Source organism: Stenotrophomonas sp. STEN240 (genome assembly GCF_056756175.1).
Window position 1 is genome coordinate 87904 of sequence record NZ_JBRRBO010000007.1, and the last position, 22153, is coordinate 110056.

Genomic DNA, 22153 nt, shown 5'->3' on the forward strand with positions numbered 1-22153 from the left:
CATGCCGGCCAGAGGTTTCGTCGATCCCATGAGTGACATCCAATCCTTGACCGCGCAGGCGCTGGCCGATGTGGCCGCGGCGCAGAGCCCTGACGTACTGGAAAGCCTGCGTGTTTCCCTGTTGGGCAAGAGTGGCAGCATCACCGCCCAGCTCAAGCAGCTCGGTGGCTTGCCGGCCGACGAGCGCAAGGCAGCAGGCGAGGCGATCAATATCGCGCGCGATGCGGTGTCCTCGGCCCTGGGTGAGCGCAAGGCGCTGCTGGAAAACGCTGCGCTGGACGCGCGTCTGGCTGCTGAAAACATCGATGTCACCCTGCCGGGCCGCCATGGCGAACGCGGTGGCCTGCATCCGGTCACGCGCACCCTGGAGCGCATCACCGAAATCTTCGGTCGCCTCGGTTACGAGCTGTCCGAAGGCCCGGAAATCGAAGACGACTGGCACAATTTCGAAGCACTGAATTTCCCGCCGCATCACCCGGCGCGTGCCATGCACGACACCTTCTACTTCGGCGACGGCCGCCTGCTGCGCACGCATACCTCCGGTGTGCAGGTGCGCTACATGGGCGACCACAAGCCGCCGCTGCGCATGATCGCCGCCGGCAAGGTGTACCGCAGTGACAGTGACCAGACCCACTCGCCGATGTTCCATCAGGTTGAAGGCCTGCTGGTGGACGAACACTCCAACTTCGCCGACCTCAAGGGCACCTTGTCCGAGTTCGTGCGCGCCTTCTTCGAGCGCGATTTTGAAATGCGTTTCCGCCCGAGCTACTTCCCGTTCGTGGAGCCGGGTGCGGAAGTGGACATCGCCTGGCAGCAGCCCGATGGCAGCACCCGCTGGCTGGAAGTGCTGGGCTGCGGCATGGTCCACCCGAACGTGCTGAAGTCGGTTGGTATCGACCCGGAGCGCTACACCGGCTTCGCCTTCGGCCTGGGTGTGGAGCGTTTCGCGATGCTGCGCTACGGCGTCAACGACCTGCGTGCCTTCTTCGAAAACGACGTCCGCTTCCTCAAGCAGTTCGCCTAACCGCAACTGTAGTGCCGGGCCATGCTCGGCAGCTTTTAAACGTTGACCAACCCCAGGCGCAAAGCGCCGGGTATCAACAAAAAACCGCAACGGGAGGCGCGCCTCCCATCAAGGTAAAGACATGAAATTCTCTGAAAGCTGGCTGCGCAGCCACGTACCGACCAGCGCATCGCGCGACGAACTCAGCGCTGTGCTGACCGCGATCGGCCTGGAAGTCGAAGAAGTCACCGCACTGGGCGCAGGCCTGGACAACGTGGTGGTGGCGCGCATCGTTGAAGCGACCCGCCATCCGGAAGCCGACCGTCTGCAGATCTGCAGCGTCGACGCCGGTCAGGCTGAGCTGCTGCAGATCGTGTGCGGCGCGCCGAACGCGCGTCCGGGCCTGGTTGCACCGCTGGCCATGATCGGCGCACAGATCGGCGAGCTGAAGATCAAGCCGGCCAAGCTGCGCGGCGTGGAATCCAACGGCATGCTGTGCTCGGCCAAGGAGCTTGGCCTGGACAACGACGCCTCCGGCCTGCTGGAACTGCCGGACAACGCACCGGTCGGTACCACGCTGGTCGAATACCTCGGCCTGCCGGACGCCAGCATCGAGATCAAGCTGACCCCGAACCGCGCTGATTGCTTCAGCGTGCGTGGCATCGCTTTCGACGTGGCAGCCGCCACCCGCAGCGAAGTGAAACCGTTCGCCGCCGAAGCCGTGCCGGCGCAGGCGACGCGCGAGCTCGCCATCCAGCTCGACGCCGGTGCAGAAGCGCCGCGTTACCTGGGCCGCGTGATCGAAGGTGTCAATGCCGCCGCAAGCACCCCGCTGTGGATGGCCGAGCGCCTGCGCCGCAGTGGCGTGCGTCCGGTGTCGCTACTGGTCGACATCACCCAGTACGTGATGCTGGAACTTGGCCAGCCGATGCACGCCTACGACCTGGATGCGCTGAAGGGGCAGATTGCCGTGCGCCGCTCGCGCGCCGGTGAAACCCTCAAGCTGCTCGACGGCCGCGATGCCGCGCTGGACGACAGCTTCCTGGTGGTCACCGATGCCGACCGTCCGGTTGGCCTTGCCGGCCTGATGGGTGGGTTCGACACCCGCGTCACCGATGCCACCCGCAATGTGTTCCTGGAGGCGGCGCACTTCGCCCCGGCCGCGATCATGGGCCGTGGCCGCAAGCTCGGCCTGCACACCGACGCCGGCCACCGCTTCGAGCGCGGTGTCGACCCGCAGCTGCCGCGTATCGCCATCGAATACGCCACCCAGTTGGTGCTGGACCTGGCCGGCGGCACGCCGGCGCCGGTTACCGAAGCCGTGCGCGAAGCCGATCTGCCGGTCGCCGCGAAGATCCAGCTGCGCCGCGCCCGTATCGTGCGCGTGCTCGGCATCCAGATTGAAGACGCCGAAGTCGAGCGCATCCTGCGTGCGCTTGGCATGCAGGTCGAGGCTGTCGCCGATGGCTGGAACGTGACCGGCCCGAGCCGTCGCTTCGACATCGCCATCGAAGAAGACCTGATCGAAGAACTGGCCCGTATCCACGGCTACGAGTCGATCCCGACCACCTTGCCGGGCGGCGCTGCACGCATCGCCATGCCCAGCGAAACCCGTCTGGATGACCTCAGCGTGCGCCGCCAGCTGGTGGCCCGCGAAATGCTGGAAACCATCAATTTCGCCTTCGTCGATGCCGAACTGCTGAAGCAGTGGCAGCAGAATGAAGGCCTGGTCGCGCTGGCCAATCCGCTGTCGGCCGAGCTGGCGGTGATGCGCCCGCTGCTGCTGCCGGGGCTGGTCGCCACATTGGGCCGCAACGTGGCCCGCCAGGCTGGCCGCGTGCGCCTGTTCGAGATCGGTCGCGTGTTTGAAGCGCAGGCCGGCGAGGGCAAGCCCGTGCCCAAGGAAACCGTGCGTATCGCTGCGGCTGTGTGCGGCGATGCCGCCGCCCTGCAGTGGGGCGAGAAGGCGCGCAAGGTCGATTTCCATGACCTGAAGGGCGACCTGGAGTCGCTGGCTGCCGCTTCCGGCGCCGTGCTGGAATTCCGCGCCTCGCAGCGCCCGTATGCGCACCCGGCACGTTCGGCCGATATCTGGCGCGACGGCCAGTGCATCGGCTGGATCGGCCAGCTGCATCCGCGCCTGGCCAAGGCCATGGAGGTGGACGTGGAGGTCTACGGCTTCGAGCTGGACCTGGCGCCGCTGGCCGCGCGCGCACTGCCGCGCTCCAGCGAACTGTCGCGTTTCCCGGTGGTACGCCGTGACCTGGCGGTGGTGGTAGCTGAATCGGTCAGCTGGGCCGAACTGTCGGCCACCATCCGGGGTGCAGCTGGCGAGCTGCTGCGCGAAGTCGCACTGTTCGACCGTTATATCGGCCAGGGTGTCGAGCCAGGCTTCAAGAGTTTGGCTATGGGCTTGATTTTGCAGGACAAGTCGCGCACATTGACGGACCGTGACGTGGAAGCCGTAGTCACCGATGTGGTGGCGGCGATTGATCACGGGCACGGCGCAAAGATCCGTGGCTGAGGCGGGATACAGGGAGCAGGCATGGCATTGACCAAGGCGGAGATGGCAGATCGTTTGTTCGACGAAGTTGGTCTGAACAAGCGCGAGGCCAAGGAGTTTGTCGACGCGTTTTTCGATGTGTTGCGCGATGCATTGGAGCAGGGACGTCAAGTGAAGCTGTCGGGCTTCGGCAATTTCGATCTGCGGCGCAAGAACCAGCGCCCGGGTCGCAACCCAAAGACCGGCGAGGAAATTCCGATTTCCGCCCGTACGGTAGTCACCTTCCGTCCGGGCCAGAAGCTCAAGGAGCGGGTGGAGGCATATGCTGGATCCGGGCAGTAACCGCGAACTTCCGCCGATTCCGGCCAAGCGCTACTTCACCATTGGTGAAGTCAGCGAGCTGTGCGATGTAAAGCCGCACGTGCTGCGCTACTGGGAAACCGAGTTCCCCAGCCTTGAGCCGGCCAAGCGCCGTGGCAACCGCCGCTACTATCAGCGCCACGATGTGCTGATGGTCCGGCAGATCCGCGGCCTGCTGTACGAACAGGGCTACACCATTGGTGGCGCCCGCCTGCGACTGGAAGGCGAGGGCGCCCGCGAAGAGTCGGCGCTGAGCAACCAGATCATCAAGCAGGTGCGCATGGAGCTGGAAGAAGTACTGCAACTGCTCCGACGCTGAGTTTTTTTGTGTGAAAGCCGGTATAATCACCGGCTCGCCGCAAGGCGAAAGCAGTAACGATCGGGGCGTAGCGCAGCCTGGTAGCGCATCTGCCTGGGGGGCAGAGGGTCGTCGGTTCAAATCCGGCCGTCCCGACCAACTACTGCAACACGAACAAGGGCTTGCGCTTCATTGCGCAGGCCCTTTTTCGTTGTGGTCAGCACGTGTGCGCTATCGCGGCGTTGCAATGGCGGTGAACAGAGCATGCATAAGGCCTCATGGTCCCTCGCTGCATTACAGCCGCCAATGAGCGCCAGAACCTGCAACTGGCGCCCAAGACAGTGCCGTCATTCTTCCAGGATGGCGTTGATGAGCTGCTTGTTGCGCTTGAACTCCTTCACTGCGGCGCGCATGGCGGCTTCGAGCGTCAGGACGCTTACCAGCTCACCTTCGATGTCGATTTCTTCGATATCCGCGTCGGATTCGGCGCGCTGCAGATTGATCCGGATTTCCCGTGCGCGCTTGCTGATCAGCAACGCCCGAATGTCTTCCAGCAGTTGAGTGTCCATATTGCCCTCCATGCGGGCTGTTTGTTTGGAAACAACAGCCTACCGCAAAGGAGGTTGGCCCTTGCCGGGCTTGCATGGAATGCGCGCGTGTTCGCTGGACGCATGCCGCCGAGCGGCCTTCCCCAAGTTGGGTGAAGAGCAAGGCTCTCGTAGGAGCAGCGTAAGCCGCGAAGCTCGTAGTGAGTCAGATTGCAGGGATGACCGACGTTTCATTACTGCCAGCTTCGCGGCTTACGCCGCTCCTACAACGCTTGGAGCGTGAGCAGTCGTAGTGCCGAGCCATGCTCGGCAGAGGCCTTCCCGACAGTCCATCAGGTTTTGTGGGAGCGGCGTGAGCCGCGAAGCTCGTAGCCGGCCAGATTGCAGGGATGACCGACGTTTCATTACTGCCAGCTTCGCGGCTTACGCCGCGCCTACAACGCTTGGAGCGTGAGCAATCGTAGTGCCGAGCCATGCTCGGCAGAGGCATTCCCGATAGTCCATCAGGTTTTGTGGAAGCGGCGTAATCCGCGAGGCACGTAGCCGGCCAGATTGCAGGGATGACCGACGTTTCATTACTGCCAGCTTCGCGGCTTACGCCGCTCCTACAGACGGGTATTGGGCTGGCGCATTCTCAGCATCACCGACGCAAAAACAGCCACAGCCCATTCCTATCCTCAGGGCTTGCCCAGGTAGCCTTCCAGGACTTGCCTGGCAAGCGTCAGGTTGGTGGCGATGCTGGGGCCGAGCAGCGCTCGTGTGGCGGGGCCATTGGTGAGGCTCAAGCCGCGAATGTCGAGAGACTGCCTAATGCGTTTACCGACGAATCTCTCCAACACCGCAGATGCAGGCAGTGAGGCGCGGATAGCGCGCATCTCGGTGATCGCGTCTCGCCAGGCTTTCTCATCCGGAGTGGCGGAAGCGAAGACGGCGATGAGCCTATCCAGGGTGGTCATCATGTCGTGAAGCAGCTCGTCTTGTGGCATATCTCTCTCCTGATTCGAAGCGCGAACCTTGCTGGCTGGCAGATCGGCGCGCAAAATCCAGTGATGTCGTGGTGGTGGAGCTGCCGCTGGCTGTGTTGCTGCCGCATGCAGGCTGTTGGTGAGTGGCAATTTGGGAGCGAAACACCCATGGCCGCCTCCCGGTGATTGGGGCCTGCGTGTGCAACACTTCCCCGCAATGCTTCCAATGCACTCGATCTGATGCCTTGGTCGTGTGCCGCGAGGGCACTACAATCCTTGGCTAGTCTGCGCCTGAAAACAGTGACGGGCCATGGCCCTGGAGTCCACCCATGAAATTCCTTGCTCATTGTATTGCGGTCCTGCCCTTGGTTGTTGTGCTGGCAGCCTGTGCTCCGAAGAATGACGCGAAGACCGAGGCCGGCCCACGACGCGTTGGCATTGCCAATCCCGCCTCCGAGCACTGTGTGAAGAAGGGCGGCAAGCTTGAGATCAAAAAGAACAGCGAGGGCGGTGAATACGGCATCTGCCATCTTGCTGACGGCACGCAGATCGACGAGTGGGAACTGTTCCGTCGTGATAATGCGGCCAGCTCCAACTAGAACCCGATGGGTCGCCTGGGCTGGATGAACCAGCTGGCGTCTGGGCCTATCGTTTTCCGTGTAGATGGACCACGACCAATCCAGGCGCGTGGTTCATTGCGTTGCAGAAAGCGGCTTCAGCGGTCCCACTCAGTCGACTGTTGATGTCGAGAACCAACTTCGGGTACGCGTCGTCAGTCAGCTGCTGCACCTGATGATCGAAACAGGGAGGGCTCTAGCTCTGCTCGGTCACGCGCAGTTTCGACACATCGAAACCCTGCAGTTCTGCTTTTTTGCTGAGTTCTTTAAGCAGACCCTCGGAAATCTTTTTGTCCCGGCTCAAGATCCACAGATATTCCTTGTTGGGCGTGCCCACAACCGCCCATCGGTAGCCTGGATCAAGTGCGATGACCCAGTAGTCGGCCCATACGAAAGGCAGGAACGACAGGAATGAGGGCGCAAAGCGCACCTTGAGTTCGGCCGGGCCATTGCCTGAAGGCTTGGCGATGCCTTCTGCCTGCAACGTGTCGCCGTCGGTTTTTTCGCAGCGGTTGATGACCTCGATCCTGCCCTCGGGAAGCAGGCGATAGTTGGCCGTTGTATTGCGCGCGCAGTTGCGCTGGAAGTACATCGGGAAGTTCGCCTGCTCATACCAGGTGCCGGCATAGCGTTGCAGGTCGATGTTGTCGACGGACTTCACTTCGGCGCCGTGGGCGGATGATGCCGCAATTAGGAGTGCCGCAAGGGCGATGGTTTTATTGATCATTTCGAGTCCATGTCATTGGTCGCAAGGCAGGATGCGCCAACTGCTGCTGGCGGCGCGTGACGGATGAGCAGTCAGGGGAGGGGAGCCCCATGCGAGGCAACAGCCGCCCGATGCCAGTTGCCCGTGCGATGGAGGCAGGTTTGAGTGAGATGGATAGTGGCGGCTGCCGACGATTTTGATCGACAAGGTCGGGTTTTGTCAGCGCGGCAATCATGCAGTACCATGCGCGCAACTCGTACTGCCGCGGCTGCTGAACCCGGTACTTACGAGAGATGATCATGGACATGGATAGAACCCGTGGCTGGAGACGCTTCCAGTCGCGTAATCACGCGGGCGACCGCATTGCGCAACCACTGAAGTTCAAACCCGAAAAAAACTGGAAGCTGTTGTACACCCGTAGTGCGAAATGTACGCGGGCCAGACAGTTGGGCTTTGAGTATCCGGTGCGGACTGTGCGGCAATTGCTTTTGGATGAGCCATGACACGCCTGTTGTTCGTTTGCAGTCGCAATCAGCTACGCAGCCCGACTGCCGAAGTGATGTGGAGCAAACGAACCGGGTTTGAAGCCCGCTCCGCAGGCACCAGTCCACATGCGCGCAGAACCATCAGCCCGGCGGATATCCGCTGGGCTGATGTCGTCTTGGTAATGGAAGCCAAGCATCGTGACCGCCTGCGGGCGACGTTCGCACGCCTGCTTGAGTACAAGCCTGTTCACTGCCTGGATATTCCTGACGACTACCGCTTCATGGAATCTGCGTTGGTGGTGCTGCTTGATGTGCGCGTAACTGCATGCTTGGCCTCGGAGTGCGGGCGCTAGCTGGCCGCGCTACGCTTTTTCCTAGGTTTGAAGCATCGCTCTTCGAGCACGGTGTAGTACCGAGCCATGCTCGGCATGAATTGCTTGGGAAATGCTTCTGCCGAGCATGGCTCGGCACTACAGTGGTTTGTTGTTTGGGCCGGCGATGGTCTGGCGTACTTTTTCTGGCAGAACGATGTTCTAACGCATGGACGCAGGGAAATGGCTAATGTCGCCAGCCAGGTCGCCTCAAGGAAGACATCATGTCGGTCGTGCACAGCTTGCGTGGTTGGTGTCTGCTGGCGTGTCTGCTTGCTGGAGGGGTACCGGCCCAAGCCTTGGTTGAAGCCGGTGCCGATGCGGAGGCGGCGCCAATCCGCGATCTTGAGGCCGTCGTCGTCCACGGTGCACAGCCCGGGCCGGGTTTGTGGCGGGTGAGCAAGGACGGGCATGTGCTGTGGATCCTGGGCACGGTGTCGCCGTTGCCCAACCAGATCGAATGGCGGGCCGATGAGGTCAGTTCGGTGATCGCGCGCTCGGGCCAGGTGTTGCTGCCGCCGGGCGTGATGTTCGATGCGGACCTTGGGTTCTTCGGCAAGGTGGCATTGCTGCCATCGGTTTGGAAAGTCATGCGCAACGAGGACGGCGCAGAGTTGAGCGATGTGCTTGCACCTGCAGTTTATGCGCGCTGGCTTGCTGTCAAACAACGCTATCTACCGCGCGACGGTGGCATTGAACGCAAGCGTCCGATGTTTGCGGCCGTTGAGTTGCAGTCGGCGGCGACCAAATCGATAGGACTGGGCCAGAAGCCGGTTGTCTGGCCGGTGGTGGATGCGGCGGCAAAGGCGGCAGGTATCACCCCGACCCGCACGACGTTGAAAATAATGATTGACGATCCCAAGGCGGCCGTCCGCGAATTCCGTGAAGGCGGCATGGACGATGCGGCGTGTCTTGAGCGGACCGTGGCTTTGGTCGAGTACGATCTGCCAACCTTGGTGGAGCGGGCAAATGCGTGGGCGGTGGGTGATATCGAGGCATTGCGGCGCTCACCGTATGAAGATGCCGGCAGCGCCTGCATGCAGGCGGTGACCGAATCCGGCTTTGTGCGCAACCGTGGCTACGGTGATCTGAGGGCGCGCGTGCGGCAGCATTGGCTGTCGATTGCGGAAGCCGCGTTGCAGCGCAATGAAGAAACGTTTGCGATGCTGCCGGTGGATCGACTGCTGGAAGCCGATGGCTATCTGGCGCAGCTGCAGGCGCGTGGTTACGAGGTTGAGTCGCCGTAGGCGGCAGGGCCTGCGCTGCTGTGGGAGCGGCGTAAGCCGCGAAGCTGAGATAGCTCGAGCAATCGGTTTTTCTATTACCAGATAGTGTTTTTGCTTCGCGGCTTACGCCGCTCCCACAAAGAAAAATCCGATGCCACAGGTGTGGCATCGGATCAGGGGTGACTCAAGGTGATGAGTGAAGAGCTTTCGCCTGCTCAGCTCGCTGCGCTCAATGGCGCTGCGCTGTCCTGCAGCTTCGGCCAACGCTTGAGGATCGCCGCGCGGATGCCGGCTGCATCGATACCGGCCTCTGCCAGCAGGTCTTCGCGGCTGGCATGGTGCTGGTAGCTGTCTGGCAGGCCGAGGTGCAGCATCGGCATCACCACCGCTTCGGCGTTGAGCAGTTCGGAGACGCCCGAACCGGCGCCGCCCGCGACCACGTTGTCTTCAACGGTGACGAAGCCGTCATGCGTGCGTGCCAGTTCCAGCAGCATCGCCTTGTCCAGCGGCTTGATGAAACGCATGTTGACCACGCTCAGGCCCAGTTCGCGGCCAACCTGTTCGGCTGCCGGCAGGGCCGCGCCGAAGGCGAGGATGGCGATGCGGCTACCTTGTACGCGCAGCTGCGCCTTGCCGATCTCCAGCGTGGACAGGTCGGTCCCTACGGCAGCGCCGGGGCCGGTACCGCGCGGGTAGCGCACTGCGGCCGGGCCCTTGTACTGCAGGCCGGTGCTGAGCATCTGCCGGCACTCGGCTTCATCGCCGGGAGCCATGACCACCATGTTCGGCACGCAGCGCAGGTAGCTCAGATCGAGGTTGCCGGCGTGGGTGGCGCCGTCCGGGCCGACAACGCCGGCGCGGTCGATGGCAAACAGCACGTCCAGATCCTGGGTGGCAACGTCATGCACCAGCTGGTCGTAGGCGCGCTGCAGGAAGGTGGAATAGATGGCGACCACGGGCTTGGCGCCCTGCGTGGCCATACCGGCAGCCAGCGTCACCGCATGCTGTTCGGCGATGGCGACGTCGAAGTAACGCTCCGGGTATTCCTTGCTGAAACGCACCAGGCCTGAGCCTTCGCGCATGGCGGGGGTGATCGCCAGCAGCTGCGGATCGGCTGCGGCGGCATCACAGAGCCAGTCGCCGAAGATGTCGGTATAGGTCGGCTTCTTGGGTGCGCCCTTTTCCGGCAAGCCTTTGCTGGGGTCGAACGGGCCGACGGCGTGGTAGCCGATCTGGTCGTCCTCGGCCGGCTCGTAGCCTTTGCCCTTGGTGGTCATGATGTGCAGCAGGTGCGGGCCCTTGGCATCTTTCAGGTGCTTGAGGGTGGAAACCAGCAGCGGCAGATCATGGCCGTCGATCGGGCCGGTGTAATGGAAGCCCATCTGCTCGAAGGCGGTGGACGGCACGAACATGCCCTTCCACTGTTCTTCCCAGCGCTTCACGAAGCGGGCAGGGGGGCTGTGGCGCTTGTCGCCGAGGATCTTCTTGCCGCTCTCGCGCAGGGCGTTGAGGGTGCGGCTGGCGGTCGCGCGGCCCAGCATCTTGGTCAGTCCACCGACGGCTTCGGAGATGGACATGTTGTTGTCGTTGAGGATGACCAGCACGTTCGGCTCGTCGTCCATGCCGCCGGCGTGGGCCAGCGCTTCAAACGCCATGCCTGCGGTCATCGCACCATCGCCGATCACTGCGATCACCTTGCGGTCATCGCCCTGGTTCTGGCGCGCGATGGCCATGCCCAGCGCAGCGGAGATCGAGGTCGAGGAGTGGCCGACGCCAAACGTATCGAACTGGCTTTCCTCGCGCTTCGGGAACGGCGCCACGCCGTCCTTCTGCTTGACGGTGTGGATGCTGTCGCGGCGGCCAGTGAGGATCTTGTGCGGGTAGGTCTGGTGGCCCACGTCCCACACCAGCTGATCGACCGGCGTGTCATACAGGTAGTGCAACGCGACCGTAAGCTCGATCACGCCCAGGCCGGCAGCGAAGTGACCGCCGCTCTTGCCCACCGATTCGATCAGGTAGGCGCGCAACTCGCCGGCGATGGCCCCCAGTTCGCTCTCGTCGAACATACGCAGGTCATCGGGGGTTTTGATGCGCGACAGGCGCGGGTAGCTGGCAGAGTCGATCATGGTCTTCGCGTTTCACTCGAACCGGTATTTTCCCCGTCCGGAGAGGGTGGGGCAAGCAAAGCACACCTTCGATGAGTGCCGGATGAGGTGGTTTGGCGCCAAGCTGAAGGCCCTGTTCAGTCTGGATGGCGTTTGCGCGTGAATACGCAGCGGTTGTGGGCTGGGCTCAAAGCCCACGCAGCAGGGCTTTGCGCGGCAGCTGCGACTTCAGGAAAGCCATCTGGTCGGCCAGGATGTTGCGGTTGGACAGGATCAGGTGTTCGATCCAGCTGGGCCGGTATGGCACCGCCAGCAACGGCATGTTGGCCTGTTGCGGGGTGCGGTTGCTCTTGCGCGAGTTGCAGTGGAAGCAGGCGCTGACCACGTTCTCCCAGGTGTCCTTGCCGCCCTTGGAGACCGGCAGGACATGATCGCGGGTCAGCTGTGGACGGCTGAAGTGCTGGCCGCAGTACAGGCACAACTGCGCGTCGCGGGCGAACAGCGCCGTGTTGGTCAGATTGGGCGTGGGATCGATCGCGCGCGAACGGGCATGGCCGCGTGAGGCGATGATCGGGTGCAGGTCCATGCCGCTGCGCAGGCCGGTCAGCCGCGAGATTGCGCCGTGTACGTGCAGGCAGGGGTCGCCCATGGTCCAGGCGACGGCATCGCGTGCATACAGGCAGGCAGCGTCCTGCCAGTTGATCCAGTCCAGTACGCGGCCATGCGCATCCAGCGACAGCAGTCGCACGGAGCCAAGGCGGTGCAGGGGAAGTGACGGCGAAAACCCGGCTGTCGGAGCGGAAAGTTCGGCTCCGGTATCGATCAGACTACGCGGTGTAGTGTCTGTCTCCATCGGGTTAACAGCTTATACACGATGCGTGACACTTTGTGTAAAGGCGGGCGAGGCCGGTGGTTTTGTGGGAGCGGCGTGAGCCGCGAAGCTGATGGTGTTTCAGTCGCCTGAGGCTTACCCCTCCCCAACCCTCCCCTCCGCCTTCGGCGCAAGGGAGGGGGCGAAGCAGAAGCTGCCCTCACCCCAACCCCTCTCCCGCATGCGGGAGAGGGGCTTTCAGATTGCAGGTTTGTTTGATGGCTCCCTTCTCCCGCTTGCGGGAGGAGGGCTTTCAGATTGCAGGCTTGTTTGATAGCTCCCTTCTCCCGCTTGCGGGACTGCAGCCCCTTCTTGGGAGAAGGGGCCCGAAGGGGCGGATGAGGGGAGCTTTGCGCTGCTTTTGCTGCCGGATCAATCGCCGAAGCGGACCGACTCCATCGCCATCAGCGAGTCGGCACCGGCGGCGATGCCGGCGGCGTGGCTCAGGGTGCGCGGCAGGATGCGGGCGTAATAGAAACGCGCGGTCTCCAGCTTGGCCTGCTTGAACGCTTCCGGGTGGCTGGATGCCTGTGCCGCAACCACCGAACGCGCCCACCAGTAGGCGACGGCGACATAGCCGCTGTAGAACAGGTAATCCCAGCTGGCTGCGCCCAGTTCTTCCGGGTTGGCAGCGGCGCGCTGTAGCACGTCGATGGTCAGCTTGCCCCATTCCTTGGCCTTGCCGCCCAGCGCCGGCAGGAACTCGGCCACGGCCGGGTTGCTGGCGTTGGCGGCGATGAACTGCTCGATCTCGGCCAGGAACAGCTTCAAGCCGGCGCCTTGCGAGGCTGCGGTCTTGCGGCCGATCAGGTCCAGCGCCTGGATGCCGGTGGTGCCTTCGTACAGCGTGGTGATGCGCGCGTCGCGTGCGTACTGCTCCATGCCGTGCTCGGCGATGTAGCCGTGGCCGCCGAATACCTGCTGGCCGTTGTAGGTGGCTTCAATGCTCCACTCGGTCAGGCAGGCCTTGACGATCGGGGTGAGGAAACTGACCAGGGTGTCGGCGTCGGCGCGTGCCTGTGCATCGGCGCTGCGGTTGGCGGCGTCCAGCTGGGTGTAGGCATGCGCGGCGAGCAGGCGGCCACCTTCGGTCAAGGCCTTGGTGGTGAGCAGCATGCGGCGCACATCGGGCTGGGCGATGATGGGGTCGGCCGGCTTGTCTGGCTGCACGGCGCCCTTGGGCGCGCGCGACTGCAGGCGCTCGCGGGCATACGCCAAAGCACCTTGATAGGCGCGCTCGGACTGGGCCAAGCCCTGCACGCCAACGCCGAGGCGGGCGGAGTTCATCATCACGAACATCGCCTGCAGGCCCTTGTGCGGCTGGCCGACGAGGTAGCCCTGGGCACCGTCGAAGTTCATCACGCAGGTGGACGAACCGTGGATGCCCATCTTGTGTTCCAGCGCACCGCAATGCAGTTCGTTGCGTTCGCCCTGCTTGCCGTCGCGGTCAACCTTGTACTTGGGGGTGACGAACAGCGAGATGCCCTTCGGGCCGGCCGGTGCGTCGGGCAGTTTGGCCAGTACCAGATGCACGATGTTGTCGCTGAGGTCGTGCTCGCCGGCGGTGATGAAGATCTTGGTGCCGGTGATCGAATAGCTGCCGTCGGCATTGGGCTCGGCGCGGGTCTTGAGCAGGCCCAGATCGGTGCCGGCATGCGGCTCGGTCAGGCACATGGTGCCGGTCCAGTTGCCGGCAACCAGCGGCTTGAGGAAGGCTTCCTTCTGCCAGTCTTCACCGTAGTGCTTGAGCGCTTCAACCGCGCCGTGCGACAGCATCGGGAACAGGCTCCAGGCCAGGTTGGCCGAGGACACCATTTCGCTCAAGGCCATGCCCATGGTTTCCGGCATGCCCTGGCCGCCGAAATCCGGTGACGCGGTCAGGCCGGTCCAGCCGCCTTCCACGAACTGCGCATAGGCTTCCTTGAAGCCCGGTGCGGTGGTCACTTCATTGGTGGCCTTGTCCAGCTTGCAGCCGGTCTGGTCGCCCACCGCGTTGAGCGGGGCCAGCACGCTGCCGCTGAAACGGCCGGCTTCTTCCAGCACTGCGTCGATGAGATCGGCGCTGGCGTCTTCGAAACCCATGGCTGCAAACAGGGACTCGGCCTTGAGTACATCGTGCAGGGCGAAGCGGAGATCGGTAACGGGGGCTTTGTAGTTGCTCATCAGACGGTTCTCGAACGATGCGGAAACGGGTGGGGGATCAGCGCAGCACGCCGGGCAGGCCGGGGGCCTGGTTGAGGCTGTTGCGCGACTTGATGTCGAAACTGCGTTGCTTCTTTTCTTCAGGGGTGGCGCTGACGCTGCCTTCCAGCTCGTAGAACAGCGAGCGGCCGCCGGCCAGTGCATCGGCCACGATGATGCGGGCCGAGGAGGAGGGCTGCAGGCGCACCTTGATGACGTCGGCCGACTCCGGGCCAATTGACAGCGCCGGGTTCGCGCTGAGCGTGCCAGCGGCTTCGTCGCCAACCTTCACCGCCAACGACACGCTGTCAAAGCGCATCGGCATGGAGCTGTAGTTGCGCAGCCGCAGTTCCACCTCCCAGTTGCCGTCATTGCCAACGCTCAACTGCTGGATGCTGGCGGCCGGTTCGGAAACGCGCTTGACCGGGCCATTGCCGCAGGCCGTGAGTACAAGGGCTAGCACCGCCATCAAGGCGTACTGGGGGCGAAAGCGCATGGGGCGTGGTCCTCGGTTCCTGAGCTTATCCACGGAGAATACTACGGCGTATGGCAGCTTGCTCGGTACAGGTATGCCAGATCGGCGGCCATGGCCATGGGATGGGGGAACCGGCGCGCAGATCCGTCGATTCAGGCAGGGGCAGGGGGTGCCGTCATTCGCGGCATTTTTTGGATTTATCCATGCGTTCATTCACGCGGCCGCCGCTTGCAGGCGCTATGGCGGCGGTCTGGCAGTTGTGGCGCTGTTCCGCCGGGGTTCGGGCGCTGGCCGCAGTTCAATCTTCGAACTGGCGGCACTGCGCGGCAAGCGCGCGGGTCCACTGCTGACGACGCGCTCGTCGGTGGGAGAGCAGCGGCGCAGTGTCCGGGCCAATGTTGGGCGGGTGCCGACGACCTTGCCGCCAGCTACCGCAGCGGAACGCGATGTTGCAGCACTGTCGCCGCAAGCCGAAGGACTGAGACGCACTGTCGCGTGATTGCAACCTCGGTTCGACGCGGGCTTCACCGCAGTATCGGCAATGTGATTGCGGAGCGATGTTGCTGGGTAGCCCATTGCTCCAGGGCGGCGGCCCGATCCCCTCCATCGGGTCACCGCTCGATTGCTGCGATGCATGCCGTGCAGCACTGCGCGGGCCATGGCGTCGTCAGCGCCAACTGGGCATCATGCCGAGGTACTCCTTGCGGACGCCTCGGCACCATGAGATTGCCCTTCAAACTTCTCGCCCTGATCGTTTGTGTTGTGGCCGCCGCCGCGGCAAGCGGTTGCGCGCAGCGCACTGCCGTCACCGAGCTCGCATCACCGTTGACGTCGATTGTGCCGATTCCACAGTCGATGCAGCCGGCAGCGGGTGAATTGCGCTTTTCCTCGATCAAGGTGGAAGCAGCGGCTGGCACGCCCCATGCCACACAGGCGCTGACGGAGCTGCTGGCGAGACTTGGCCTGAACGGATCAGGCGGAACATCGGTAACCATCCACCTGCAGCTGGTTGATGAGCCGGCATTGGGCGAGGAAGGCTATCGGCTGGTGATCGACGATGCCATCCGGCTCAGTGCGCGCACCGATGCAGGGTTGTTGCATGGCGCGCAGAGTCTGCGCCAGCTGCTGCCGACACAAAGCCAGGCCGAGTACAGGCTGGCGCAGCTGGCCATCCGTGATGTGCCCGCCTACCGCTGGCGCGGCGTCTCGCTGGATGTGGCGCGCAGCTTTCTGCCGGTGGAGTATCTGGAAAAACATATCGACCGCATGGCGCTGTTCAAGTTGAACCGCCTGCACCTGCATCTGACCGACGACCAAGGCTGGCGCATCGAGATCAAGCGCTACCCGAAGCTGGTGGAAATCGGCGGCCGCAGCGCGGTGGAAGGCGGACGTGCCGGTTACTACACACAGGATCAACTCAAACATCTGGTGGCCTATGCGCAAGCGCGCGGCGTCACCATCGTGCCGGAGATCGATATGCCGGGGCACGTGCAGGCGGCGCTGGCCTCCTACAACGAACTGGCCTGCTCGGATGTAAAGAACCTTTCCCCATATTCCGGGGTGGAGGTTGGCTTCAGTGTGTTCTGCCTGGAGAAGCCCGAGATCGTTTATCCCTTCGTCCGCAATGTGTTGGAAGAAGTGGTGGCGATCTTCCCGTCCCAGGAGATCCACATCGGCGGCGATGAGATCAAGGATCCGCTGTACGCCGATTTTGTCGCGCGCACTGCGGCGATGATGGATGAGATGGGGCGTACTCCCATCGTATGGGAAGAAGGCTCCGTGGCTGACATGAAGCCCAGCGCGATACTGCAGCTGTGGAATGACGGCTACGCCATCGATGCTGCGGTTGCCAAGGGTCATCCACTGATCCTGTCGCCTTGCTCCTATCTGTATATCGACCATGGCAATTATGCGGGCCAGCCCGGTGCTGATTGGTGCCGCGCGGAAGGCGTGCCGCTGAAGCGTCTTTACAGCTTCGACCCGGCGCCATTCAAGACGGCGGTTGGTATCGAGGCGGCGCTTTGGACTGAGTTCGTGCACACCGATGCGTCGGCGGATGAGCATCTATGGCCGCGCCTGGCTGCCGTAGCGGAGCTTGGCTGGAGCCCGGCGGGGCAGCGCAGCTATGCCGGTTTCGTACAACGCATGGGCGCTTTGCGTCCGCAGCTGGATGCGCTGGGCGTGCAGTACCACCCCGAGCCGGATCTGGGATGGGCGAAGCCCGAGTAATGCGGGCGAGGTGTGGCTATAGGAGCGCTTACCCGGGCTACGGTGCTTCTCGGCTTGAAGCCCCTCTCCCTTCGCGGGAGAGGGGTTGGGGAGAGGTACGCAGGTGAGGCCCCTGCCGAGCATGGCTCGGCACTACAGGTTGAGCCGAGGCTGCGCAGGTAAGGCCCTGCCGAGCATGGCTCGGCACTACAGGTTTAGCTGAGGGCTACGGTGCTTGTCGGCTTGAAGCCCTTCTCACTAGTAATCGAAACGCACGCGCAGGCCTACGGTGCGCGGGTCGTTCCAGTAGGCGCGGATGAAGCCGCCGGCATCGTCGGCCCAGTTCTTGGTCATCTTGTCGGTGGCGTTGAGCACGTACAGCTCGGCGCGCCAGAACGAGGGTGACTGCAGGCTCAGGCTGGCATCAACGGTGGCATAGGCCTTCTGGCCATCGGAGATGTGCGGGTTGTCGATGTTGCGCAGGGTGAAGTACATCTTGTCCTGCCACTTCACGTTCAACCACGGCACCAGCTCGTAACCATTGCCGAACTTGAAGGTGTGGGAGACGTTGACGCCGGCGGTGAACTTCGGCGTCATCGGCAGGTGGTTGCCGGTGATGTCGTAGATCTGGCGGCCGGCCAGGGTGGGATCCGGGCCGGTATACGGATCAGGGCAGGGCACGGCGCCGAATTCTTCGCGTACACCGCAGTTCCACTCATCGCTGAAGGTCGGGTAGTCCTTGATCTTGCTGTTGATGTACGAGAAGAAGCCGCCGATACGCGTGTTGGGAGTGGGCAGGTAGTCCACTTCCACTTCCAGGCCGGGGATGTTCACCGTGCCGACGTTCACCGTCTGCCACTTCTTGATCACATCGCAGGTCGGGTCCCAGTCCGGGCATGGTTCGTTGACGTGCACCTTGGCCGCATAGAAATCGCCGGTGACCTGCATGTCCTTGTAGCGACTGTAGAACGCAGTAACCGCCAGGCTCAGGCGCTTGTCCAGCAGCAGCCCCTTGTAGCCGATCTCCAGGTTGGTGATGGTTTCCGGCCTGTAGGGGAAGAAGGAATACTGCGGGCCTGCCGGGCCATCGAGGCAGTCCTTGCCGCCGCAGATATCGTCCTTGTCACCGAAGCCGCCGGCCTTGTAGCCGGTGGACAAGGAGGTGAACAGGATTTCGTCCTCGGACAGGTCCTTGGTCAGGCCCAGGCGCCAGGTGACCTTGCTCCATGACTCGGAGTGGGCGTTTTCGGCCGGCGGCCCCCACAGCTTGTAGGCATCAATGCCACCGAACGGACCCATCTGCTCGGTCAGGTCGCGGCCATTGTGCGGGCGGAAGCCAGGCTCGCCCGGCGTACCCGGGTTGTACAAGTCGTTGTAATACGCCGCCGAGGTGGCATCCCAACCGCCATACACCTGGCCGCCGCGATCAGTCTTGGAGTCGCGGCTGTAGCGCGCGCCCAGCGTGGCCGTCCAGGTTGGCGCGAAGTGCCAATCGGCCTGCGAGAAGATCGCCTTGGCATCTATCTGGCGATCGGGCTGGTGATAGAACTGGCTGATCGGAAAACCGTAGGGTGCGTTGACCAGCATTTCCTGCGCGTAGTTGATCGCGTTCTTCTCGCGCATCCAGAACAAACCGGAAACCAGGTTCAAGCGCTCGCCCTGATGCTTGAACTGCAGCTCGTGGACGAATGATTTGTATTGCGAGTCCAAAGTAATCGAGGTGTTGTCACGCACCGGCCAGACGCCCCAGTCGCCCTCTGCAGGTACCGGCAGAGTGGCGGTTACCTGCGAGGGGATCTCGTGATAGCCGCCATCATCGTCGGACATCTGGGAGCGTTTCTGGTTGGCGAAGGCCACGCTGTACTCGATGCTGTTGCTGTCGCTGAGGAACCAGTTGAGGTTGGACCGCACGGTGTCGATCGACATGTCGGTGCGGCCGGGCACGTTGATCTTCACGTCCCACTTGCCGCCTTCGCAGGCGAAGCGGGTGCCGGCAGCCTGGTCGCAGTCCTTTATCCCGACCTGGCCGGCACCGGAGTTCTGGAACTTCTCATAGGACAGCAGCCATTCGACATCGTCGGTGATGGCGAAGCGTGCGGCGATGCGCGCTGCCCACTCGTCGCGGTTGTAGTAGTAGTCCTTGCGCGAGACCTTGCGGTTGCGGCGCTGGTCCACATCAGGGATGCCGTCGGCGATGAAGCCGCGCTCGGGGATGTTCACATCGGTGAAATCCTGCTGCTGGTCGATCCAGCCATCGCGCTCAACCTTGGTGGCTGCAACACGCAGTGCGAAGCGTTCGCTGACCGCGAAGTTCTGGATCAGATTGAGCTGGCGCAGGTTGTAGCTGCCGAGCTCAAGCTCGGTGCTGCCGAAGGTGGAATCGAAGCGCGGCTTGGCCGGAATGATGTTGATGCTGCCGCCGGTGGAGTTGCGCCCGAACAAGGTGCCCTGCGGGCCGCGCAGTACTTCCACCTGGTCCACGTCGAACATCAGCGCCAGCGCGCCCTGCGGTCGCGGCGAGTACAGGCCGGCCACATGCAGGCCAACGGCAGGGTCGCCGATCTCGGTGAAGTTGTTGGCGCCGATGCCGCGGATGCTGACCTGCACGCCGGAGTCCGGGCCATTGGCAATCTGCAGGTTGGGCATGCTGCCGGACAGACCACGCACGTCGCGGATGCCTTCGCGGGTCAGTGCTTCCTGGGTGACGGCAGTGACGGTGACCGGCGTTTTCAGCAGATCGGATTCAACCCGGGTGGCGGACACACGCACCGTTTCCAGCGTGGTTTGGGCGTTACCGGTGCTGGGCTTCTGCTCTTCGTCCGTGTTGGTGGACTGCGCCAGCGCCGGCGCAGCCGCACAGCTGATCAATACCGCTGCCACCGCGGCGGCGATGCCGGTCGGTCGAACAGCGCTGGGATGCTTTCTCATTGTTGGCTCCTGGTTGTGCGGCGACTTGGGCCGGCAGGCCCGCGCGGTGGCTGTTGCGGTTGCCCGATCAGGGCGAGGCGGGGGTGTTCTTCCCGGAATACACAGTCTGGTTGCGCACCAGCGGCCTGGCCCAGGCGCTGACGCTGAGGATGTAGAGCAAGGGGATGAAGACCAGCGACATGCCTGCGCGCAGGCCCAGGTGGTCACCGACCACACCGATCAACAACGGCACGATGGCGCCACCGAGGATGCCGCTGCACAGGATTCCCGAGAACGCACCGTGGTGTTGGGTGACCGAGTTCAGGCCCAGCGAAAAGATCACCGAGAACATCACCGACAAGAAAAAGCCCGCAGCAGGAAAGGCCAACAGAGAGATGGCTGCCGGGCCGAAAAGGGCGAGTGCAAGGCAGGCAATGGCCAGCGTGGAGAAGATGGCCAATACCAGTTTGGAATCCAGCAGTTTCAGCAGCCCCAGCCCGGTCAGACAGCCCAGCGACATCAGGCCCCAGAAGCGGCTGACGGCGATGGCGCCTTGTTCGGTGGCCGACAGGCCGTGGTAGCTGTGCAGGAACTGCGACATCCAATTGGCGATGGATTGCTCGGTGCCGACATAGGCAACGATGGCCAGGAAGAACAGGCGCACATCGCGGCGACGCAGCAGGCTACGGTATACCGCGCGGCTGCCTGCGCGCTCATCGTCTTTGAGTTGCACGGAGGGCAGTGGCAATTTGTAGTTGAGCAGGGCCAGCAGCACAAAAGCCGCTGCGAAGTACCAATAGAAGGCCAGCCAGGCCAGCGGCTGCCCCTGCACGTCCGGGCGCTGCATGTACAGCCGGAATCCCAAGGGGCTGAGGAAGGACGCCAGGCCGAACACCAGCTGCGCCATCACCGAATAGAACGCGAAATGCTGCTCGCCGGCAGCGGTGCGCATCAACGGATTTATCACCACCTGCAGCAGTGCCATACCCAGGCCGATGACGAACAGGCCAGCAACGACCGAGACATAGCCGGGCATTACGGCGATGGCCATGGCACCGATGAAATTCAATGCGAAGGCGGTAAAGAGAGTGAAACGGGTGCCGCGGACCTCGATCAGCATGCCGCCGGGTATCGAGATCAAACCGTAGGCGAGAAAGAACGAGAACGGCATGAAGCCGGCCATGGTCAGGCTCAGCTTGAAATCCTGGATGGCGATCGGCATCAGCGGCCCGATCAGATTGGTGATGAAGGAGATGGCGAACCAGATCAGGAGGATGTAGCTGATGATCAACGGCCGGTGCGTCATGGTCGTGGCTCCGGGGTCAGGGATACGACTGCAGGCAATGGGAGAGCTCGCCCGCCGCGATGCTCTTGCGAGGGAAGCGCGGCAGGATTGCTGCAGCGGTGCGGCAACCCGCAGCCAGTGCGTCGAGCAGGTTGGCGTGGTTCAAGGATGCCGCCAGGTAACCGGTGTTGAAGCTGTCGCCGGCGCCGACGGTGTCGAAGATGTCGGCGGCCGCCACACCGGTGTAGTGGGTGCTATGGCCGTTGACCTGGCCCAGTGCGCCGGCAGCGCCCAGCTTGACGATCAGGTGGGCGCCGGGCTTGAGCAGGCGGGCTACCTGTTGCACTGCCGGCTCCAGTTGCTGGTGGCCGGCGATGCTCATCGTTTCAAGTTCGTTGAGCAGCAGATGGTCGCAATGCGCCAGCCAGCCTTCGACTTCCTCAAGTACCTGCGGGGTCCAGCCCTCGGGCGGCCAGCCGGTATCCAGCGCAACCTGATAGCCACGGGCCGACGCCTCGACCAGCAGTTCGCAGAACTGCGCGCGCAGGTTGGGCAGCAGGAAGGGCGCGGTGAACAAGGCGATGCTGCCCGCCGCTGCCTGCGGCAGGTGTGCAAGAACAAAGGCCGGGGTCAGGTGCTGCAGATGCCCGCAACTGGTGAAGAAGGTGCGCTCGCCATCGGCGTGCAACAGCCCCACCGACATGGTGGTGTCGCTGGCGCAGCTCTGCAGTTCGACATCGATGCCGGCCAGCTGCAGCAGCAGCCACTGGGCGAGGTCGTCGTCGCCGATTGCACCAATCAGGCGTGGGCTCAGCCCGAGATGGCGGGCGGCCAGTGCCGAATTCGCCGCTGAGCCACCGGCGCGCAGCTCACTGCGGGGCAGCAGCTGCTCGGTACCGATCTCGGGCCAACGGCTCAGCGTGCCCAGGACCAAGTCCACGCTGACGTCGCCGATGATGCTGAACTTGGGCTGATCGTTGCTCATGGGGCGACTATAGTCACCCCAATTTGAGCCTGTCAATAAAAATATCCAGTGGAA

The 22153-nt window shown here is 63.2% G+C and carries 19 protein-coding genes and 1 tRNA gene; 9 read left to right on the top strand and 11 right to left on the bottom strand.

The window, feature by feature from the left end:
* Positions 1–28 precede the first annotated feature (28 nt).
* From pheS to ACVOKO_RS05065, 5 genes are all read left to right on the top strand, one after another.
* Positions 29–1024 (top strand): phenylalanine--tRNA ligase subunit alpha, encoded by a 996-nt coding sequence (gene pheS / locus ACVOKO_RS05045; protein WP_346497873.1) that lies wholly within the window; start codon positions 29–31, stop codon positions 1022–1024.
* A gap of 121 nt (positions 1025–1145) precedes the next feature.
* Positions 1146–3527: a phenylalanine--tRNA ligase subunit beta gene (pheT, locus tag ACVOKO_RS05050; protein WP_346497874.1), complete on the top strand. Its 2382-nt coding sequence runs from the start codon at positions 1146–1148 to the stop codon at positions 3525–3527.
* Between the two features lie 21 nt (positions 3528–3548).
* Positions 3549–3848, top strand: coding sequence for an integration host factor subunit alpha (locus ACVOKO_RS05055; RefSeq protein ID WP_054657702.1), 300 nt, complete (start codon positions 3549–3551; stop codon positions 3846–3848).
* Positions 3829–4185: a MerR family transcriptional regulator gene (locus ACVOKO_RS05060; protein WP_057629341.1), complete on the top strand. Its 357-nt coding sequence runs from the start codon at positions 3829–3831 to the stop codon at positions 4183–4185. The genes ACVOKO_RS05055 and ACVOKO_RS05060 overlap by 20 nt, the downstream gene beginning before the upstream one ends.
* Before the next feature lie 61 nt (positions 4186–4246).
* Positions 4247–4323, top strand: a tRNA-Pro gene (locus tag ACVOKO_RS05065).
* Between the two features lie 188 nt (positions 4324–4511).
* Here ACVOKO_RS05065 and ACVOKO_RS05070 read toward each other — a convergent pair.
* Together ACVOKO_RS05070 and ACVOKO_RS05075 are read right to left on the bottom strand one after the other, a co-directional pair.
* Positions 4512–4733, bottom strand: coding sequence for a hypothetical protein (locus tag ACVOKO_RS05070; RefSeq protein ID WP_346497875.1), 222 nt, complete (start codon positions 4731–4733; stop codon positions 4512–4514).
* Between the two features lie 656 nt (positions 4734–5389).
* Entirely contained in the window at positions 5390–5698 is a 309-nt protein-coding gene (locus ACVOKO_RS05075; protein ID WP_346497876.1) for a hypothetical protein, read from the bottom strand.
* 308 nt (positions 5699–6006) lie between these two features.
* Here ACVOKO_RS05075 and ACVOKO_RS05080 point away from each other — a divergent pair, with 308 nt between their 5' ends.
* On the top strand, positions 6007–6276 hold the full coding sequence (locus ACVOKO_RS05080) for a putative hemolysin (protein WP_346497877.1): 270 nt from the start codon (positions 6007–6009) through the stop codon (positions 6274–6276).
* A 214-nt stretch (positions 6277–6490) separates the two neighbouring features.
* Here ACVOKO_RS05080 and ACVOKO_RS05085 read toward each other — a convergent pair whose 3' ends face one another.
* Together ACVOKO_RS05085 and ACVOKO_RS05090 are read right to left on the bottom strand one after the other, a co-directional pair.
* Positions 6491–7021 (bottom strand): lipocalin family protein, encoded by a 531-nt coding sequence (locus ACVOKO_RS05085; protein WP_346497878.1) that lies wholly within the window; start codon positions 7019–7021, stop codon positions 6491–6493.
* The gene (locus tag ACVOKO_RS05090; RefSeq protein WP_346497879.1) at positions 7011–7307 is read right to left on the bottom strand and encodes a hypothetical protein; all 297 of its coding nucleotides are present in this window, start codon (positions 7305–7307) and stop codon (positions 7011–7013) included. Before ACVOKO_RS05090 ends, ACVOKO_RS05085 begins: the two co-directional genes overlap by 11 nt.
* 192 nt (positions 7308–7499) lie before the next feature.
* Here ACVOKO_RS05090 and ACVOKO_RS05095 point away from each other — a divergent pair, with 192 nt between their 5' ends.
* Together ACVOKO_RS05095 and ACVOKO_RS05100 are read left to right on the top strand one after the other, a co-directional pair.
* Positions 7500–7838: a low molecular weight protein tyrosine phosphatase family protein gene (locus tag ACVOKO_RS05095; protein WP_346497880.1), complete on the top strand. Its 339-nt coding sequence runs from the start codon at positions 7500–7502 to the stop codon at positions 7836–7838.
* 242 nt (positions 7839–8080) lie between these two features.
* Positions 8081–9103, top strand: coding sequence for a TraB/GumN family protein (locus ACVOKO_RS05100; RefSeq protein WP_346497881.1), 1023 nt, complete (start codon positions 8081–8083; stop codon positions 9101–9103).
* Positions 9104–9297: 194 nt separating this feature from the next.
* Here the strand turns inward: ACVOKO_RS05100 and dxs are convergent, their stop codons facing one another.
* The 4 genes from dxs to ACVOKO_RS05120 all read right to left on the bottom strand — a co-directional run bounded on the left by dxs (position 9298) and on the right by ACVOKO_RS05120 (position 14735).
* On the bottom strand, positions 9298–11208 hold the full coding sequence (dxs, locus tag ACVOKO_RS05105) for a 1-deoxy-D-xylulose-5-phosphate synthase (protein ID WP_346497882.1): 1911 nt from the start codon (positions 11206–11208) through the stop codon (positions 9298–9300).
* Positions 11209–11374: 166 nt separating this feature from the next.
* Positions 11375–12040 carry an HNH endonuclease gene (locus ACVOKO_RS05110; protein WP_346497883.1) on the bottom strand — a complete coding sequence of 222 codons (666 nt, stop codon included), beginning with the start codon at positions 12038–12040 and terminating at the stop codon, positions 11375–11377.
* 390 nt (positions 12041–12430) lie between these two features.
* Entirely contained in the window at positions 12431–14221 is a 1791-nt protein-coding gene (locus tag ACVOKO_RS05115; RefSeq protein WP_346497884.1) for an acyl-CoA dehydrogenase C-terminal domain-containing protein, read from the bottom strand.
* A gap of 37 nt (positions 14222–14258) precedes the next feature.
* Positions 14259–14735: an LEA/WHy family protein gene (locus tag ACVOKO_RS05120; protein WP_346497885.1), complete on the bottom strand. Its 477-nt coding sequence runs from the start codon at positions 14733–14735 to the stop codon at positions 14259–14261.
* Positions 14736–15539: 804 nt separating this feature from the next.
* On the opposite strand from ACVOKO_RS05120, the gene ACVOKO_RS05125 reads away from it, so the two are divergent.
* Positions 15540–16943: a beta-N-acetylhexosaminidase gene (locus tag ACVOKO_RS05125; protein WP_346497886.1), complete on the top strand. Its 1404-nt coding sequence runs from the start codon at positions 15540–15542 to the stop codon at positions 16941–16943.
* Between the two features lie 237 nt (positions 16944–17180).
* Here the strand turns inward: ACVOKO_RS05125 and ACVOKO_RS05130 are convergent, their stop codons facing one another.
* The 3 genes from ACVOKO_RS05130 to ACVOKO_RS05140 all read right to left on the bottom strand — a co-directional run bounded on the left by ACVOKO_RS05130 (position 17181) and on the right by ACVOKO_RS05140 (position 22099).
* Positions 17181–19850 carry a TonB-dependent receptor gene (locus tag ACVOKO_RS05130; RefSeq protein WP_346497887.1) on the bottom strand — a complete coding sequence of 890 codons (2670 nt, stop codon included), beginning with the start codon at positions 19848–19850 and terminating at the stop codon, positions 17181–17183.
* Between the two features lie 67 nt (positions 19851–19917).
* On the bottom strand, positions 19918–21135 hold the full coding sequence (locus ACVOKO_RS05135; RefSeq protein ID WP_346497888.1) for an MFS transporter: 1218 nt from the start codon (positions 21133–21135) through the stop codon (positions 19918–19920).
* 16 nt (positions 21136–21151) lie between these two features.
* Entirely contained in the window at positions 21152–22099 is a 948-nt protein-coding gene (locus ACVOKO_RS05140) for a carbohydrate kinase family protein (RefSeq protein ID WP_346497889.1), read from the bottom strand.
* Positions 22100–22153 lie beyond the last annotated feature (54 nt).

Bases quoted from the DNA above. Each gene is read 5' to 3' on its own strand.
- pheS (WP_346497873.1), top strand. From the start codon at position 29: ATGAGTGACATCCAATCCTTGACCGCGCAGGCGCTGGCCGATGTGGCC.
- pheT (WP_346497874.1), top strand. From the start codon at position 1,146: ATGAAATTCTCTGAAAGCTGGCTGCGCAGCCACGTACCGACCAGCGCA.
- ACVOKO_RS05055 (WP_054657702.1), top strand. From the start codon at position 3,549: ATGGCATTGACCAAGGCGGAGATGGCAGATCGTTTGTTCGACGAAGTT.
- ACVOKO_RS05060 (WP_057629341.1), top strand. From the start codon at position 3,829: ATGCTGGATCCGGGCAGTAACCGCGAACTTCCGCCGATTCCGGCCAAG.
- ACVOKO_RS05070 (WP_346497875.1), bottom strand. From the start codon at position 4,733: ATGGACACTCAACTGCTGGAAGACATTCGGGCGTTGCTGATCAGCAAG.
- ACVOKO_RS05075 (WP_346497876.1), bottom strand. From the start codon at position 5,698: ATGCCACAAGACGAGCTGCTTCACGACATGATGACCACCCTGGATAGG.
- ACVOKO_RS05080 (WP_346497877.1), top strand. From the start codon at position 6,007: ATGAAATTCCTTGCTCATTGTATTGCGGTCCTGCCCTTGGTTGTTGTG.
- ACVOKO_RS05085 (WP_346497878.1), bottom strand. From the start codon at position 7,021: ATGATCAATAAAACCATCGCCCTTGCGGCACTCCTAATTGCGGCATCA.
- ACVOKO_RS05090 (WP_346497879.1), bottom strand. From the start codon at position 7,307: ATGTCCATGATCATCTCTCGTAAGTACCGGGTTCAGCAGCCGCGGCAG.
- ACVOKO_RS05095 (WP_346497880.1), top strand. From the start codon at position 7,500: ATGACACGCCTGTTGTTCGTTTGCAGTCGCAATCAGCTACGCAGCCCG.
- ACVOKO_RS05100 (WP_346497881.1), top strand. From the start codon at position 8,081: ATGTCGGTCGTGCACAGCTTGCGTGGTTGGTGTCTGCTGGCGTGTCTG.
- dxs (WP_346497882.1), bottom strand. From the start codon at position 11,208: ATGATCGACTCTGCCAGCTACCCGCGCCTGTCGCGCATCAAAACCCCC.
- ACVOKO_RS05110 (WP_346497883.1), bottom strand. From the start codon at position 12,040: ATGGAGACAGACACTACACCGCGTAGTCTGATCGATACCGGAGCCGAA.
- ACVOKO_RS05115 (WP_346497884.1), bottom strand. From the start codon at position 14,221: ATGAGCAACTACAAAGCCCCCGTTACCGATCTCCGCTTCGCCCTGCAC.
- ACVOKO_RS05120 (WP_346497885.1), bottom strand. From the start codon at position 14,735: ATGCGCTTTCGCCCCCAGTACGCCTTGATGGCGGTGCTAGCCCTTGTA.
- ACVOKO_RS05130 (WP_346497887.1), bottom strand. From the start codon at position 19,850: ATGAGAAAGCATCCCAGCGCTGTTCGACCGACCGGCATCGCCGCCGCG.
- ACVOKO_RS05135 (WP_346497888.1), bottom strand. From the start codon at position 21,135: ATGACGCACCGGCCGTTGATCATCAGCTACATCCTCCTGATCTGGTTC.
- ACVOKO_RS05140 (WP_346497889.1), bottom strand. From the start codon at position 22,099: ATGAGCAACGATCAGCCCAAGTTCAGCATCATCGGCGACGTCAGCGTG.